The 14,407-nt window shown below is 72.2% G+C and carries 15 protein-coding genes; 8 read left to right on the top strand and 7 right to left on the bottom strand.

Annotated features, from left to right (window positions below; all coding sequences use genetic code 11):
* Nucleotides 1-468: 468 nt before the first annotated feature.
* Together HS041_RS20380 and HS041_RS20375 are read right to left on the bottom strand one after the other, a co-directional pair.
* Entirely contained in the window at nt 469-2,061 is a 1,593-nt protein-coding gene (locus HS041_RS20380; RefSeq protein ID WP_196442235.1) for an AMP-binding protein, read from the bottom strand.
* Nucleotides 2,062-2,115: 54 nt separating this feature from the next.
* Nucleotides 2,116-2,640: a thermostable hemolysin gene (locus HS041_RS20375; protein WP_196442234.1), complete on the bottom strand. Its 525-nt coding sequence runs from the start codon at nt 2,638-2,640 to the stop codon at nt 2,116-2,118.
* Between the two features lie 424 nt (nt 2,641-3,064).
* Here HS041_RS20375 and HS041_RS20370 point away from each other — a divergent pair, with 424 nt between their 5' ends.
* On the top strand, nt 3,065-4,732 hold the full coding sequence (locus HS041_RS20370; RefSeq protein WP_196442614.1) for a sensor histidine kinase: 1,668 nt from the start codon (nt 3,065-3,067) through the stop codon (nt 4,730-4,732).
* 94 nt (nt 4,733-4,826) lie between these two features.
* Here the strand turns inward: HS041_RS20370 and HS041_RS20365 are convergent, their stop codons facing one another.
* The 4 genes from HS041_RS20365 to HS041_RS20350 all read right to left on the bottom strand — a co-directional run bounded on the left by HS041_RS20365 (nt 4,827) and on the right by HS041_RS20350 (nt 7,057).
* Nucleotides 4,827-5,258 (bottom strand): pyridoxamine 5'-phosphate oxidase family protein, encoded by a 432-nt coding sequence (locus HS041_RS20365; RefSeq protein ID WP_196442233.1) that lies wholly within the window; start codon nt 5,256-5,258, stop codon nt 4,827-4,829.
* Nucleotides 5,259-5,288: 30 nt separating this feature from the next.
* On the bottom strand, nt 5,289-5,957 hold the full coding sequence (locus tag HS041_RS20360; RefSeq protein WP_230879151.1) for a response regulator: 669 nt from the start codon (nt 5,955-5,957) through the stop codon (nt 5,289-5,291).
* 162 nt (nt 5,958-6,119) lie between these two features.
* A complete protein-coding gene (locus HS041_RS20355; RefSeq protein ID WP_196442232.1) occupies nt 6,120-6,806 on the bottom strand; it encodes a helix-turn-helix domain-containing protein in 687 nt (228 codons plus the stop codon).
* Between the two features lie 107 nt (nt 6,807-6,913).
* Nucleotides 6,914-7,057, bottom strand: coding sequence for a hypothetical protein (locus tag HS041_RS20350; RefSeq protein ID WP_196442231.1), 144 nt, complete (start codon nt 7,055-7,057; stop codon nt 6,914-6,916).
* A 108-nt stretch (nt 7,058-7,165) separates the two neighbouring features.
* On the opposite strand from HS041_RS20350, the gene HS041_RS20345 reads away from it, so the two are divergent.
* The 4 genes from HS041_RS20345 (at nt 7,166) to HS041_RS20330 (ending at nt 9,722) form a co-directional block, all read left to right on the top strand.
* A complete protein-coding gene (locus HS041_RS20345; RefSeq protein WP_196442230.1) occupies nt 7,166-7,714 on the top strand; it encodes a nitroreductase/quinone reductase family protein in 549 nt (182 codons plus the stop codon).
* Nucleotides 7,715-8,002: 288 nt separating this feature from the next.
* Nucleotides 8,003-8,497: a hypothetical protein gene (locus tag HS041_RS20340; protein WP_196442229.1), complete on the top strand. Its 495-nt coding sequence runs from the start codon at nt 8,003-8,005 to the stop codon at nt 8,495-8,497.
* Nucleotides 8,498-8,568: 71 nt separating this feature from the next.
* The gene (locus HS041_RS20335) at nt 8,569-9,231 is read left to right on the top strand and encodes a nitronate monooxygenase (RefSeq protein WP_230879150.1); all 663 of its coding nucleotides are present in this window, start codon (nt 8,569-8,571) and stop codon (nt 9,229-9,231) included.
* Nucleotides 9,228-9,722 (top strand): hypothetical protein, encoded by a 495-nt coding sequence (locus HS041_RS20330; RefSeq protein ID WP_230879149.1) that lies wholly within the window; start codon nt 9,228-9,230, stop codon nt 9,720-9,722. Before HS041_RS20335 ends, HS041_RS20330 begins: the two co-directional genes overlap by 4 nt.
* 103 nt (nt 9,723-9,825) lie before the next feature.
* Here HS041_RS20330 and HS041_RS20325 read toward each other — a convergent pair whose 3' ends face one another.
* On the bottom strand, nt 9,826-10,236 hold the full coding sequence (locus tag HS041_RS20325; RefSeq protein WP_196442228.1) for a pyridoxamine 5'-phosphate oxidase family protein: 411 nt from the start codon (nt 10,234-10,236) through the stop codon (nt 9,826-9,828).
* A 375-nt stretch (nt 10,237-10,611) separates the two neighbouring features.
* Between HS041_RS20325 and HS041_RS20320 the strand changes: the two genes are divergently transcribed.
* From HS041_RS20320 to HS041_RS20310, 3 genes are read left to right on the top strand one after another with little or no spacing between them, the layout of a single operon-like run.
* A complete protein-coding gene (locus HS041_RS20320; protein ID WP_501224833.1) occupies nt 10,612-11,145 on the top strand; it encodes a DUF8744 domain-containing protein in 534 nt (177 codons plus the stop codon).
* On the top strand, nt 11,142-13,775 hold the full coding sequence (locus HS041_RS40095) for a multicopper oxidase domain-containing protein (protein ID WP_196442226.1): 2,634 nt from the start codon (nt 11,142-11,144) through the stop codon (nt 13,773-13,775). The genes HS041_RS20320 and HS041_RS40095 overlap by 4 nt, the downstream gene beginning before the upstream one ends.
* A gap of 52 nt (nt 13,776-13,827) precedes the next feature.
* The gene (locus HS041_RS20310; protein ID WP_196442225.1) at nt 13,828-14,265 is read left to right on the top strand and encodes a hypothetical protein; all 438 of its coding nucleotides are present in this window, start codon (nt 13,828-13,830) and stop codon (nt 14,263-14,265) included.
* Nucleotides 14,266-14,407 lie beyond the last annotated feature (142 nt).

The raw sequence follows: 14,407 nt of genomic DNA, 5'->3' as shown, positions 1-14,407 counted from the left end.
TGCGGTCATCAAGCTGTCCCGGGGCATCCACTTCCTGCCATCCGCGGATTCATGGCCGGGCCGGGAGGGTGGTAAGACGTCGTTCCGGAATAAACGGTGCGTCGACCGGCAGCCGGAAACCGGGCGTGCACGAGCCGGCGACGGGAGAGGCGGATGCTCCTCGCCTCATGGATTGGCGCGGATCTGCGTCCGAACGCGCCGGCGAGGAGATCAGGCGGCTGTCGTATCAGCCGTTTCTGCGGCCGTGCCCCGGTACCGCCTTTCGCGGGAGCGGTTCATCGACGCCAAGGCCAGTCCTGCGGATCACGAGGGCCAGGCCGGAATGGCGGCCGGCAGGATCCGGCAGCGGTGAACGACCGCGCGGCGGCGGGCAGGGTGCTACGTGTTCACAGGTCATCGGGAACGGGCCGGAAGGACACACGGCCGGTCTTGCCCGGGCGGGCCGGCCGTCACCGGCCGGCCCGTCACTCATCTCTCGACGGGCTGCAGGTCGAATCGGCCGGTGGCGAGCGCGTCCTTGATCTCCTTGCGGCGGGGGCGTCCGGTGACGGTGAAGAACTCGGTGTAGAAAGCCTCGGTGGCCTCGACGAGCGCGGCGCTGCCGACTCGCTCGATCTCCGAGAGCACCTCGCTGTTGATGTGACGGATCTCGGTGAGTGCGGCGGCTGGGTCGGCGCCGCGTTTGACGACGAAGATCCCGATCAGCTGCTCCATGTTGTCGCCGAACACGGCGGCTGCCTCGATGCTGGGCTGGCTCTTGTACTGCGCCTCGACCCACTCCGGGCTGACGTTGCGCCCGTTGGATGTGATGATGATGTTCTTGAGCCTGCCGGTGATGGTGACGTAGCCGTCGGCGTCGATGTCGGCGATGTCGCCGGTGTGCAGCCAGCCCTCGGAGTCCAGGGGAAGGGCGGTCGGGTCGTCCGATCCGAGATAACCGGTGAGCAGGGACGAGCTGCGGATGAGGAGTTCGCCGGTGTCGGAGCGCTTGACCCTGCAATGGCGAAGGGGTTTGCCGACCGTGCCGAGGCTGACGAGCCCGGGGCCGTTGAGTGTGGCGACGGAGCCGTTCTCGCTCAGGCCGTACGCCACGTACACCGGCAGGCCGCGATCCCACATGACACGCAGGACCTCGTCGGACACCGGGGCGCCGCCGCTGAACAGCAGCATCGGGTCCTCCCGGCCGTACACCGCCAGCGACAGCTCGCGCGTGGTCGCGTCCGGGGTGGTCTTGGCGCGGGCCGCGATGGCCTCCACGAGGGACGGCGGCACCAATGACACGGTGGGCCGGGCCGTGGCGAGCAGCCCGCACACCTGCTCGACGTCGCCGCCGGCGGTGCCCAGCGGCTTGGCCTCCTCGGGCAGGAACACGACCGTGCCGCCTGCGAGGAAGGTCAGGTAGACGGCGAAAACCTGCTCCACCAGCAGGCTCAGCGGCACGACGGAGACGTAGCGCTGCCACGCCTCCACGCCGATCCGGCTGGTGATGGAGTCGATCAGGTCGTCCACCGCGCCCCGGCGGAGCATGACGCCCTTCGGGGTGGAGGTCGTGCCGGACGTGTGAACGATCTTGCAGATGGCGGACTCGTCCAGCGCCGCCGCGGCCCGGATCCTGCTGGCGATCTCTTCCGGATCGTGCCCGCTCCCGACCGTGACCGGGATGATCTCGCAGCCTTCGGGGAGGATCTCGGCCTCGCCGCCCCACTCCGCCAGGCGCTTGCGTCCTTGCTCGTCGACCAGGCAGACGATCGAGTGCGACAGCAGGTGGCGGGCCTGGTCCCGGCCGAAGGCGATCGGGATGGGCACCGACCGCACGCCGGTGAGCAGGCAGGCCAGGTCGCCGACGACTCCCTCCACGCCGTTGCCGGTGAGGATCCCGATCGTAGCGGTGTCGCTCTGCCTTTCGCCGGCCGCGGACACGATCGCATCGCCGGTACGGACCGCCGCACCCAGTACGGTCCCGTAGGTGTACCGGCGGGACGGGCCGGATGATCTCAGCTCCTCGACGGCCACCGCTTCCAGCGAGTCGAGGCGGTCGAGGGCGTGTCCAAGCCAACGCATCGGCGGACTCCTTCTGCGCATTCGGATTTTTTGTCGCTCTTGAAATGAACTTCTCTAACCGGTGGCTCGCAGGGCGACACTCTGCTCACAGTGGAGAATGCCCGTACGGGGTTTCGTGGAGTAATAGGTGCCCCAGTCGGCGGTCTGGGGCCCGATGAGGTCGGCGCGGCGGGCGTTGGTGAGAGTGTGGAATTCCCAGCCCACGGCCTTGACCACCTCGTGGAGTTTCTCGGTCAGCGTGGAGAGCAGGAAGTCATATCCCGAGGAGAACGCGACCCACGGCAGATTGCGCATGAGGAATGCTCCAATGCCCGGGTGAAACGATGCGACCGGGCCCATTTCCGCGATACGGCTGCGGTCGGCGCGGATCCCGGGAACCAGGTCGGCGCATGCCTGCTCGATCGGGACGTCCAGATAGTCCTCCGACAGGAGCCTGCGTCCGGCGGCGTTGGTGAGCCCCGCGACGCCCAGCGTGCGGCCGAAGGTGGGCGAGTGGCGGGCGCTGTCCCACGCGGTGACGAACAGGTCGGGCCGGGGGTCGACCACGGCGCCGTACCGGTCGAGATACTTGCGCTTCACCTGGTCGACGCAGAACCGGTAGTGCGGCGTGCCGGGGTGGACGAGCCCGGTCTGGAGACAGAGGGAGGCGGCCGGCCCGGGTCGGCCCCTCTCCGGCGGGAGGAGGGACGCGGGAAGGGAGGCAGGCGCAGTGCCGATCGTCGTCATTGCGTGCTTACCACTCACTTCTGCCTTTGGGCGCGATGCGGTCTCGAGCGGACCATCCGATACCGAATGCATGAAACAGAGTGACACTTGCCGAACGACGCCTGCTTCTTCGGCGTTGCTGTGGTGTGACGGTGACGCACCGCAGCCCGGGCGTACTCGTGTATCCGGGGATGTTCTTTCTGCCCCGCCGAGGGGGGATGAAAGACTGGCCGGGAGAAGCACGCCGGACCGGCGGGAGGAGAGAGCAGGCGTGGCCGACAAGCCGCTGGTTCCGCACATGCGGCTGGACGACCTGCTGTCGGAGCTGCACAGCCGGCTGGAGGCGGTCCTCGCGACCCGGGACCGGGTCCACGCCCTGCTGGAGGCCGTCGTCTCGGTCGGCAGTGACCTGGATCTGGAGACCGTGCTGCGGCGGATCACCGAGGCGGCCACCCGGCTGGTCGACGCCCGTTACGGGGCGCTCGGCGTGGTCGGCGAGGGCGGCACGCTGGAGCGGTTCATCCCCGTGGGGATGACCGAGGAGGAGATCGCGCGGGTCGACCACTGGCCGCACGGCAAGGGCCTCCTCGGGCTGCTGATCAAGGAGCCCCGGACGCTCCGGATGGCCGATATCACCGACCATCCCGAGTCCTACGGCTTTCCCGACGGCCACCCGCCGATGCGCAGCTTCCTGGGCGTGCCCATCCGGGTCCGCGACGAGGTGTTCGGCAACCTCTACCTGACCGAGAAGGCCGGGAACGGGGTGTTCGACGAGGACGACGAGGCCGTGGTCACCGCGCTGGCCAGGGCCGCGGGCGTCGCGGTCGAGAACGCCCGGCTCTACGACGAGACCCGGCGACGCGAGGACTGGCTCCGGGTCTCCACCGAGATGACCACCGGCCTGCTCTCGGGCGACGACCCGGACGAGGTGCTCGTCGCCATGGCCCGGCGTGCTCGGGAGCTGGCCCGCGCCGACACGGTCACGGTGAGCTTCCCGCACGGCGAGACCATGCGGATCGAGATCGCCGAGGGGTTCGGCGCCGAGCTGCTGCGTGGGCGGGACGTGCCGTTGGAGAGCTCGCTGGCCGCCGCCGCGTTGCGCACCGGCGCGTTGCAGAGCACGCCGGACCTGCGTGCGCACACGGCCTACCCGGCGCATCTGGAGCAGGTGCCGCTGGGGCCGGCGATCGCCGTCCCCCTGGGTAGGGCCGGTACGGCCCGCGGCGTGCTGAGCCTGGCCAAACGGGTCGGGCCGCCGCCGTTCAGCGAGGCGGACCTGCGGATGGCCGAGGCGCTGGGCGGGCAGGCGGCGGTCGCGCTGGAGCTGGCCGACGCGCGCCGCGACGCCGAGCGGCTGGGCCTGCTGGAGGATCGCGACCGCATCGCCAAGGACCTGCACGACGTGGTCATCCAGCGGTTGTTCGCGGTGGCGATGACGCTGATGAGCACGGTCAGGATGGTGGACCACCCCACCGCCACGACCCGGATGCAGCATGCGGTGGACGAGCTGGACCAGACCATCAAGGAGATCCGCTCCACGATCTTCGCGCTGCAGTCGCCGCCGCAGACCGGTCAGAGCCGCAGCCTGCGCGGGCAGGTGACGGAGCTGGTGGAGGCGGCGCGGGATCAGCTCGGCTTCATGCCCGGCATCCGGATGGAGGGCCCGCTGGACAACACGGTGCCCGAGGAGGTGGCCGAGCAGCTGCGGGCGGTGCTGCGTGAGGCGCTGTCCAACGTCGCGCGGCACGCCCGGGCGAGCAGGGCCCGGGTGCTGGTCGAGGCGGGCGGCGGCGCGCTGCTGCTGGAGGTGAGCGACGACGGCGTCGGCATCCCCGAGGGCGGGCGGCGCAGCGGGCTGCGCAACCTGGCGGACCGGGCCGCGCGCCTGGGCGGCACGTTCACCGCGGAGCGCGCCGAGGGCGGCGGGAGCCGCCTGCGCTGGCAGGTTCCCCTCGACCGGGGATGAACGCGGGGGCGCCCTCCGGGAACGGCTCCGGGTGCGGAGCGTCCGCCCCTGACCGGACCGGCGCTCACGAACGGTGCCGGGCGTCCGTCCCGGATCAGGGATAGGCCTCGACCCGGCGGCCGGAGACCTGCTCCACCGGGAGCACGATGTAGTGGTCCCGGTGCTCCGGCCGCTGCCCGTCCCGGGGCGTCCAGGGCGTCAGGGGCAGGAGGGCCAGCCGGCTGAACTCGCGGCCCTCCGGCACGGCGCGCGCGTGCCCGACCACGGTCACCGACCAGCCGGTCCGGCCTGCCGGGTCGAACGCGTCGGCCTCCAGGGCCACGACCGCATCGCGCACCGCGGTGGCCAGCTTGGAGCCGGCCCTGGTGCGGATCACCAGCCGCTCCCCGTCCAGCACGTAGTTGACCGGCTGGACGGCCGGCAGCGCGCGGTCGGTGAAGACGATCCGCCCGATCGGCGCCGAGGCGAGCAGTTCCATGCACTCGGCCCGCGAGAGCACCCGCAGGCCCGTGGAGTCGGCTTTCATGCCTCCAGCATCGGCCTCGGGCACCGTCTCTCACCAGGGACGAAGGTCTCCCCGCTCACCGCGTTCGGCCTTCAACCGGGTGACCAAAGCCGCCGCCTGAGTGCGCCGCTGCATGTCGAGCTTGCCCAGCAGGTTGGAGACGTAGTTCTTGACGGTCTTCTCCGCCAGGAACATGCGCTCGCCGATCTGCCGGTTGGTCAGTCCCTCGCCGATCAGCTCCAGGATCTGCCGCTCCTGCGCCGACAGAGCCGACAGCGGGTCCTTCCTGCTGTCATGCTCGCGCAGGCGCGCCAGCATGGCCGCGGTCGTCTGCGGGTCCAGCAGCGACTGGCCCGAGGCCACCGTGCGCACCGCGCCGACCAGGTCGGAGCCGTGGATCTGCTTGAGGACGTATCCCGAGGCGCCCGCCATCACCGCGTCGAACAACGCGTCGTCGTCGGCGAAGGAGGTCAGCATCAGACAGGCCAACCCGGGAACGGCCGAGCGCACCTGCCGGCACACCTCCACGCCGCTGCCGTCGGGCAGGCGCACGTCCAGCACCGCCACATCCGGCCGCAGCGCGGTGATCCTGGCCACGGCCGACTCGGCGGTCCCGGCCTCCCCGACCACCTCGATGTCGTCCTCCGAATCGAGCAGGGCCGCCACACCGCGTCGCACCACCTCGTGGTCGTCCACCAGCACCACGCGAATCACACTCATGCCCTCAGCCCTCCTCCACCACGACCGCGGGCGACCGGGCCCTCCAATCGACCCTGTCCTGCGGGAGACCATCAAAACACAGACCACGGCGTGACCGGCGTGCAGGTTCCCGCCAGAAGCGAGGATCCCGCGGCCCGGGAGGCCTACGGCTCGGGCGGGAGGTCACCCGTGGTGCCGGATCCGGCGGCCGGTGACCTCCGCGGGAATTATCTTTACGTAGAGCTCCCGCTCGCCGCCCGCCCAGGACTGCACGTCCGCCGCCTTCACGATCGCCTGCTCCTCGGCGGAGGAGACCAGGTGCGCGCCGCCCCTGATGAGCACGCTCCAGCCCTCCCGATTGGGGTCGTCGATCCGGTCGACCTCGAAGGCGACCTTGAACTCGACCCCCTCCACACCGGTCCGCAGGTTCTCGTCGAACGGGCCTCCGACGGCGGTGCGGAAGACCACGGCGTTATCGTGCAGCACGTAGTTGACCGGCAGGATCATCGGCCCACCGGCGTCGGTGAAGGCCACCCGGCCCACACCGCCAGGGAAGATCAGGTGCAGGCACTCGTTGGGATCGAGCATGTCCAGCGAGGGCGCGGCGGCGGCGGGACCGCGTCCGGGCGGCAGATCGACCGTGCCGCCGAGCAGTTCCTCAGGAGTGGTCTCCAGGGCGGCGGCCAGGCTCTGCACGGTCTCGCTGGTCGGGGACGCGGCGCTCTCCTCCAGGTAGGCGAGGTAGCCGGAGTCGATGTCCGCCTGCCCGGCCAGCTGCTCGCGGCTGAGGCCGAGGGCCTCGCGCCGCGCGGCGACCCGCCTGCCGAGGTCGCCGGGGGCCGCGCCGGGCGCCGTGCTGTGTTCGGTCATGGATTCTCCCGGTGGAAGACGGAAAAGCCGGCTCGGGTCCGGTGATGATCGGAGGGCTGCGGATCCGGGTCCGGATCACTTCCGGACCTCCCCCGGGGCGGCAGACTCTAACCCGCCGGGCGCCCGACCCGGACAGCCTGCCGTACCGGATCGGTACGGCGGACCGTGATGACCTGATCGGTCACGACTGCGCTGACCAGCATGGCCACGACTTCCTCCGGCGTCCGCTCTCCTGTCATCCCATCGTCCACCGGGGCTCCGTGCAAAGGCCGGAGGTCCCTGCCGGCAGGGTCTTTGGACCACTGCGGGACGGGCGGGGAAACGGTCGAATGACAGCAGGACGCTGAGGAGGCGCGGACATGACGGCGTACACGACGGGGCACACGACGGGGACGGGCGGCACGGCTCCGCCGTGCGGGAAGCCCCTGACCGGGAGCGACCTCGACCGGGTGGTGGTGCGCCGGCACCTGACGGACAGGCTCCGGAACCGCCTGGTCAACCCGGTCGTGCGAGGACTGGCCCGCTCCCCGCTGCGCTTCCTGCTGGACGACGCGGTGGTCCTGCTGACCGTGCGCGGCCGCAGGAGCGGCAGGGAGATCACGGTGCCCGCCGGCTACGCCGAGCAGGACGGCGAACTGCTGCTGGTCAGCCGTACCGGCCGCCGGTGGTGGCGCAACCTGCTGGACGGGGCGCCGGTCCGCGTGCTCCTGCGTGGACGCGAGCAGCGGGGAACCGCGCAGGTCTTCACGGACATCGGGCAGGTCACGCAAGTCCTGCTGGCGATGTCGGCGGCGCCGGGCCACCTGTCGGGGGCCGCGCAGTCGGCCTGGGCCCGCGACGCGGTCGCGATCCGGATCCGCCTCGACGACCCGAGCCCGGCTGAGGACCGAAGTCCCCCGCACCGGTGACGGCGATCCCGGAGGAGACGACGATCGAACGAAGAACCCCGCCCACCTGAGACTGACCAGGTTCCGGGGCGAGCTCTTCCTGATCGACTTCGCTCCCTTCCCCTGGCTGCCCGAGCCCGTCGATGGGACCTTCAGCCCGGATATCGGGGACCGGTGACCCTGCCCGATGCCCGTGCCGAGAACGCACTCTTTCTGTGCGGACCTCTCGAAAGGGTCCTGCATCGGACCGGTCACAGGCCGGTCACCCATCCCATGGGTCTCATCGTGAGTCGGCAAGGAGAAGAACCGGTGGACAACGTGCGAGGGCTGACGCTGATGCTGCTGCTGGGCGGCGTCGGCGTCGCCATGCTGACGGCCGGCGCGGTCATGACGGTCCGCGGCCTGCGGGGTAAAGAGGAGATCCGCGACGAACTCATCCGCCAGAAGATCACTTTCCCGGCCAAGGGCCTGCCCGCCGAGCACGGCCGCTACGCCGGGCGCCGGGTGGAGAACGGCACCCACGCCCGTGTCTTCTCCGAAATGATCAGCGGCAACGTGCGAAAGGCCACCGGTGGGCGCAGCTACTCGGAGATCAGCGCCGACCTGCACGCCTCCGGAGGCAAGGACGAGAAACTCGCCGAGCTGCGCCAGACCGCGTTCATGGGTGAGACGCTGCGTGCCTCGCTGATGAGCGCCTACCAGGCCTGGCAGGTCACCTCCCTGGCCGTCGGCCTGGGCGCGATGCTGATGGGCACCGGCGCCGCGCTCGTCGCGGTGGGCACCGTCTTGTCCGCGGCGCAGTAGCAATCCGCCGCGGGGCGGCATCCGTCCCACAGCGGTTCGCGGACCGGCATCGCCGATGGCTTGCTCGTCTGTTGCCGCAACGGACTCCGGCAGGTGACCGGGGCCCCATCCGCGGGACTTTCGGCGCCGCCAACTTCACCGAGGTGTTCCTCGCCCGAGAAGGACACGACGGCCCCATCGGCGTCAACTACCTGGAGAAAATCCAGATGGTCACACCCGTCGGCGGGCACAGCGCGCCACCGCGCGGCCGGATGCGGCTCGGCCCGACCGGCGAACCCGTATACGGGCCCCGTGACCATGCCGACGCCTCCAAGGTCGCCGAGCTCGGCCTGCCGTTCTGGCTCGCCGGTGGATACGCCGGACCCCACGGCCTGGCGCGGGCGCTGCTGGCCGGCGCCACCGGCATCCAGGTCGGAACCGCCTTCGCCCTGTGCCGTGAGTCCGGCCTGGACGACGCCCTCCGGCGTGACCTGCTGCGCCGCGCCGCCGACGTCTACACCGCCCGCCCGCGCCTGTGCGATCTGGGACACCTGCGCACGCCATACCTCAAACCCGACGGCACACCCGGCTACCGCTGCCCCGCCGAACCCGTCGACGCCCACATCCGCAAGGGCCGCACCATCGCCGACACCGACGGACGCCGCTGCCTGTGCAACGACCTGCCCGGCGACTACACCGCCGCCGACGTCGTCGGCCACCTGCTCGGCACCGGCTGCGAAGGGAACACATCATGAAGGGCGACGTGAGCCCACCCCAGCGGCACATCCTGCAGGCCCGCGGCGCCGACCACGTGGAAACACTCGGGCTGGGCCCCCTCTACCACGCCCCGCGGCGGCGCGCCGTACACTCCGGCCTCGTCCGCGCCACCCGCACCCGCCGCCCGCCGATCGACGTCAGCGCCGGCCGTGGCCTGGTGTTCGTCTCCCACACCGGGCAGGTCTCCCCGTCGGGATTCCTGCCGCTCCCGGCCGGCAGCGTCCGCGTCCACCCGCTGACCGAGATCTACCGGACCTCCCCGGTCTTCACCGCCCTGCGCGACCCCGGTCTGCTGGCCGGACGCTGCGGGGCATGCGAGTTCCGCACCGTGTGCGGCGGCTCCCGCTCCCGCGCATTCGCCACCAGCGGCGACGTCCTCGCTGAAGAACCCTGGTGCTCGTATGTGCCCGGAAGCTTCCCCCACCAGGACGACCTGGCCGGCTACCTCGGCGCGGCCCCCGGAGCATGACGGCGGGCCGTCGTCCCCGGGAAAGCCTCCGCGCCGCCTCATTCCGCGGTGGCGACTTCAGCGAGGCGGCCGGTCCGCGAACACGAGCCGGCAGGTCCCCGGCTCAGCCGCCACCGATGCGGCGGCCGGAGACCTGCTCGGCCGCGATGACGATGAAGTGGTCCCGCTCGCCCGGTGCCCACGGCGTCAGGGGCAGCCCCGCCAGCCGCGCGGCCTCCGCCGGATCGTCCACGGCCCGCGCGTGTCCCACCGCGGTCACCGACCAGCCGGTGCGCTGCGCCGGATCGAAGTCGTCGATCTCGAACGCCACGACCGTCCGGCGCGTCGCGGCGGCCAGCTTGGATCCGGCCGTCGTACGGATGACGATGTCCTCGCCCTCGAGGTGGAAGTTGACCGGCTGCACCGCCGGCAGGGCACGATCGGTGAAGACGATCCGCCCGATCGGAGCCGTCGCCAGCAGGCGCATGCACTCCTGGTGGGAGAGCACCTGCAGGCCGGCGGAATCGAGTTTCATACCCTCCAGCTTCACTGATCGTCCACCTGATCGGTTAGGGACGAAAGTCCTCTTCCCACCCGCTGTTGTCCCCTGCGTTCGATCCGACGTGTTCCGAAGGGACCGGCAGCGGAGGGCACGCTCCTGCCCGGAAGTCCGCGGGCAGGACTCCGATCAGGCGGTTACGAGACACCTCGGCACACCTCGGCGCGGCGACGGAGGACTTTGGTCCCTGCGGTCGTGGCCTTTGAGCCCGGTCCCTGTCACGACGGTGGAACTTAGGCTCGGCTGAGTCCATTCATGTGACGATCAGTGGAGACGATCTGGCCGTGGCCACACCACCGATGATCGCGGGATCCCCCGATCGTCCCCGTCCGTCCGTCCGGCACGGCTCCGGTGAGCCCGCCGCGCGCCCGGCCCCGCCCGGCCGCCGGGCGGCTTCCGATACTGTCCGGTGCCGCCGTCGCCCTGCTCGCCGGCCTCTACGGGGGTCTCGCGCTCCTGTTGCCCGGGGTTCCCGCACCCCCGTCTGTGTCCCGTGAGCACGGGCCGCTGATGGCGCTCGGCTTCCTGGGCACGCTGCTCTGCCTGGAGCGCGCGGTCGCGCTGCGCCGCCGCTGGGGGTACGCCGCACCCGTTCTGTCGGCGCTGGGCGCGCTGTTCCTGGGGTTCGTCATGTCGATGGTGTTCGGGCACGCCCCGGTGATCCTGCCCGCGGTGCTGCGGGTCGGCCTGCCCTACCGCCCGGTGCTGTACGCGCCGCTGGCGCTGCTGCACGCGGCCGTGGCGGTCCACGTCGCCGGGGATCTGGCCGCTGCCGACGCGGTGCGCACCGCCGGCGGCCTGCTCGCCGAGATTTCTCTGCTCGTATTCGTCGGATGCGCCGCAATGCTGGCGCGCCGGGCCCGATGGGAAGGTGACCCGAGGTGACATCGGTCGAGGTGCATATCGAGAAGGGCCCGCCGGCCGGGCCGCCCTCCGGACCTGCGCGCCACCGTGCGCCCTGGCACCTGCGGGCCAACGCGCTCGTGGTGGCCTGGCTGGGGCTGACGGTCGCCGCCGCGGCGGTCGGCGACGGACTGCCGGCTCCGCGCTGGCTGCTGATCCACGTCTTCCTGCTGGGCGCGGTCAGCACCGCGATCCTGATCTGGAGCGAGCACTTCGCCGTCGCGCTGCTGCGCGCCCGCACGCCGGAGCCGCGCTGGAGCCTGTCCCGCCTCGCCCTGCTCAACGCCGCGACGGCGGCCGTGCTGTACGGCGTGACAGCCGGTCCCGCGGCGGTGGCGGTGGCCGGGGCGGGCGTGATCGTGGCCGTCGTGCTCTGGCACGCCGCCGCGCTGGTACGGCTGACCCGACGGGCGCTGCCCGGCCGGTTCGGTCACGTCATCGCCTGGTACGTGTGCGCGGCCGGGGCGCTGGCTGCCGGCGGAACCCTCGGCGGTCTGCTGGCCGCGCACGTCGGCCACGGCGCGGTGCACGAGCGGCTGCACGCCGCGCACGCCCAGGTGAACCTGTTGGGCTGGGTGGGCCTGACCGTGCTCGGCACGCTGTTCACGCTGTGGCCGACGGTGCTGCGCACCCGCGTGCCGGAGCGCACCCGCCTGGCGTCCCTGGCGGGGTTGCGGCTGGCCGTTCCCGGGCTGGCGCTGCTGACCGGAGGGCTGCTGGCGGATCTGCGCTGGGTGGCGGCGGCAGGGGTGGCGGCGTACGCGGCCGGGGCGGCCGCGGCGCTGCTGCCGCTGGTCGAGGCGCTCCGGGCGCGCCGCCCGCACACCGGGGCGGCCTGGATGCTGGGCGCCGGCGTGGTCTGGTTCGAGGTGGCGCTCGCCGCGGACGTGGTGGTCGTGGCGACCCGGCCGGCGGGCGGGGTGGCCGCGGCGCTGGAACCGCTGCTGCCGCTGGTGCTGGCCGGGTTCGTCGGCCAGGTGCTGCTGGGGTCGCTGCTGCACCTGCTGCCGGCGGTGCTGGGCGGCGGCCCGGCCCGGTTCAAGGAGAACGCGGCGTTGCTGGAGCGCGGCTGGGCGGTCCGGTTGACCGCGCTCAACGCCGGCGTGCCGCTGCTTGCGCTGCCGGTGCCGCGGCCGCTGGCCCTGCTGGGCTGGGCCCTGGTACTGGCATCGGCCGCGGCGTTCGTCGTGCTGGCGGTGACCGCCCTCACGCGGGCCTGGGCGGCCGAGCACCCCGAACGCCGGGCGCTCGCCTCACCCGCGCTGGCCGGGATGACGGCCGGGTGCCTGCTGACGGCCGCCGCGGTCGTCGTCGCCGTCACCGGAGGCTCCGGCCCCGCCACCGTGGCCGCCACCGGCACCCGGACGGTCGAGGTGACGCTGTCGGGGATGCGGGTCCGGCCGGCGGTGATCGAGGCCGCGCCGGGCACCGCGCTGACGCTGCGCGTCACCAACACCGACGCCCAGCGGCACGACCTGCGGCTGGCCACCGGGGAACGCACCCCGTTGCTGGGAGCGGGCGAGAGCGCCACTCTGAGGCTCGCCCCGCTCGGCGAGGCGGTCGACGGCTGGTGCACCGTGGCCGGGCATCGCGCAGCGGGCATGACGATGCGCATCGTTCCCACCGGCGCACTCGCCCGGCCCGGCACCGATACCGGGCACGGCGCGCACGGCTCGGCCGGGCGGGCGACGTCCCCCGACGGGAACGGCGGCACGGCGGCCGGCACCGGGCAGGCCGGCCTGGACCTGGCCGCGCCCGTGTCACCGGGGTGGAGGCCGTACGACGCGACGCTGGCGCCCGCGCCCGGCGGCGCCGAGCACGAGGTGGAGATCCGGGTGGACGACAGCGCGGTGCTGGAGGTCGCGCCCGGTGTGCGGCAGCGGATGTGGACGTTCAACGGGACCGTGCCCGGGCCGGTGCTGCGCGGCACGGTGGGCGACGTGTTCACGGTGACGTTCGTCAACGGCGGCACGATGGGTCACGGCATCGACTTCCACGCCGGGGCGAACGCACCGGACGGGGTGATGCGCACGATCCAGCCGGGCGAGCGGCTGACCTACCGGTTCCGGGCCGAGCACGCGGGGGCGTGGCTGTACCACTGCTCGACGATGCCGATGACGCAGCACATCGCAGGCGGCATGTACGGGGCGGTGGTCATCGATCCGCCGGACCTGCCGCGGGCGGATCGGGAGTTCCTGCTGATCCAGGGCGAGCTGTATCTGGGCGAGCCGGGCAGCGACGCGCAGGTCGCAAAAATTCGCGAGGGCCGTCCGGACGGGTGGATGTTCAACGGCACCGCCGCCGGTTACGACCACGCGCCGCTGCGGGCGAAGGCGGGTGAGCGGGTGCGGATCTGGGCGGTGGCCGCCGGGCCGAGTTCGGGTACGGCGCTGCACGTGGTGGGGGCGCCGTTCGACACCGTCTACAAGGAGGGCGCCTACCTGCTGCGCGCGGGCGGCGCGGGGGGTGCGCAGGTGCTGGACCTGGCTCCGGCGCAGGGCGGGTTCGCCGAGCTGGTCTTCCCCGAGCCGGGCACGTATCCGGTGGTGGACCACACGATGCGCCAGGCCGAGGGCGGGGCGCACGGGCTGTTCCGGGTGGGTGCCCCGTGATGTCCGAGACGACGTTCGAGGGGCGGCCGATGCCGATGGAGGTGGATGTGCGGTGACGTGGTGGTCGGTGGTGCGGTTCTTGCACGTGTTGTCGGCGGCGCTGTGGGTCGGCGGGCAGCTGACGGTCTCGCTGGTGGTGCTGCCGCTGGCGCGGCGGCTGCTGGAGACCGAGCGGCGCGGGCAGGTGATGCGCGCGGTGGGGCGGCGGTTCGGGATGTTCACCGGGGCGGTGTTCCTGCCGGTGCAGCTGGGCACGGGCGTGGCCATCGCCTGGCGCAAGGGCGTCACGTGGACGTCGCTGGCCGAACCGGGTTACGGGCGGATCCTGGCGGCGAAGCTGGCGCTGTTCTGCGCGGTCATGGTGGCGGCGGGCCTGCACGGGTGGGCCACCGGCGCGGGGCGTCCCGGCTTCGCGCGGGCGATGGCGGTGTCCGCGCTGGTCGGCTCGGTCGGGGTGGTGCTGCTGGCCACCGCGCTGCCGGCCACCTGAGCCGGTGTCCGCCGCTCGCCTGGATCTTTGGGTCTTTGGGCCGGTTGCGAGGGACTAAAGACCCTGAGATCGGGATATGTGCCCCAACGAGGATGAAGACGTCGCACCGGACGCCCCGGTGCCGGAGTGATCGACACCGACA

The organism is Planomonospora sp. ID67723 (genome assembly GCF_015711605.1).
Lineage (GTDB): Bacteria > Actinomycetota > Actinomycetes > Streptosporangiales > Streptosporangiaceae > Planomonospora_A.
This window is presented reverse-complemented; position numbering and strand designations above follow the sequence as displayed.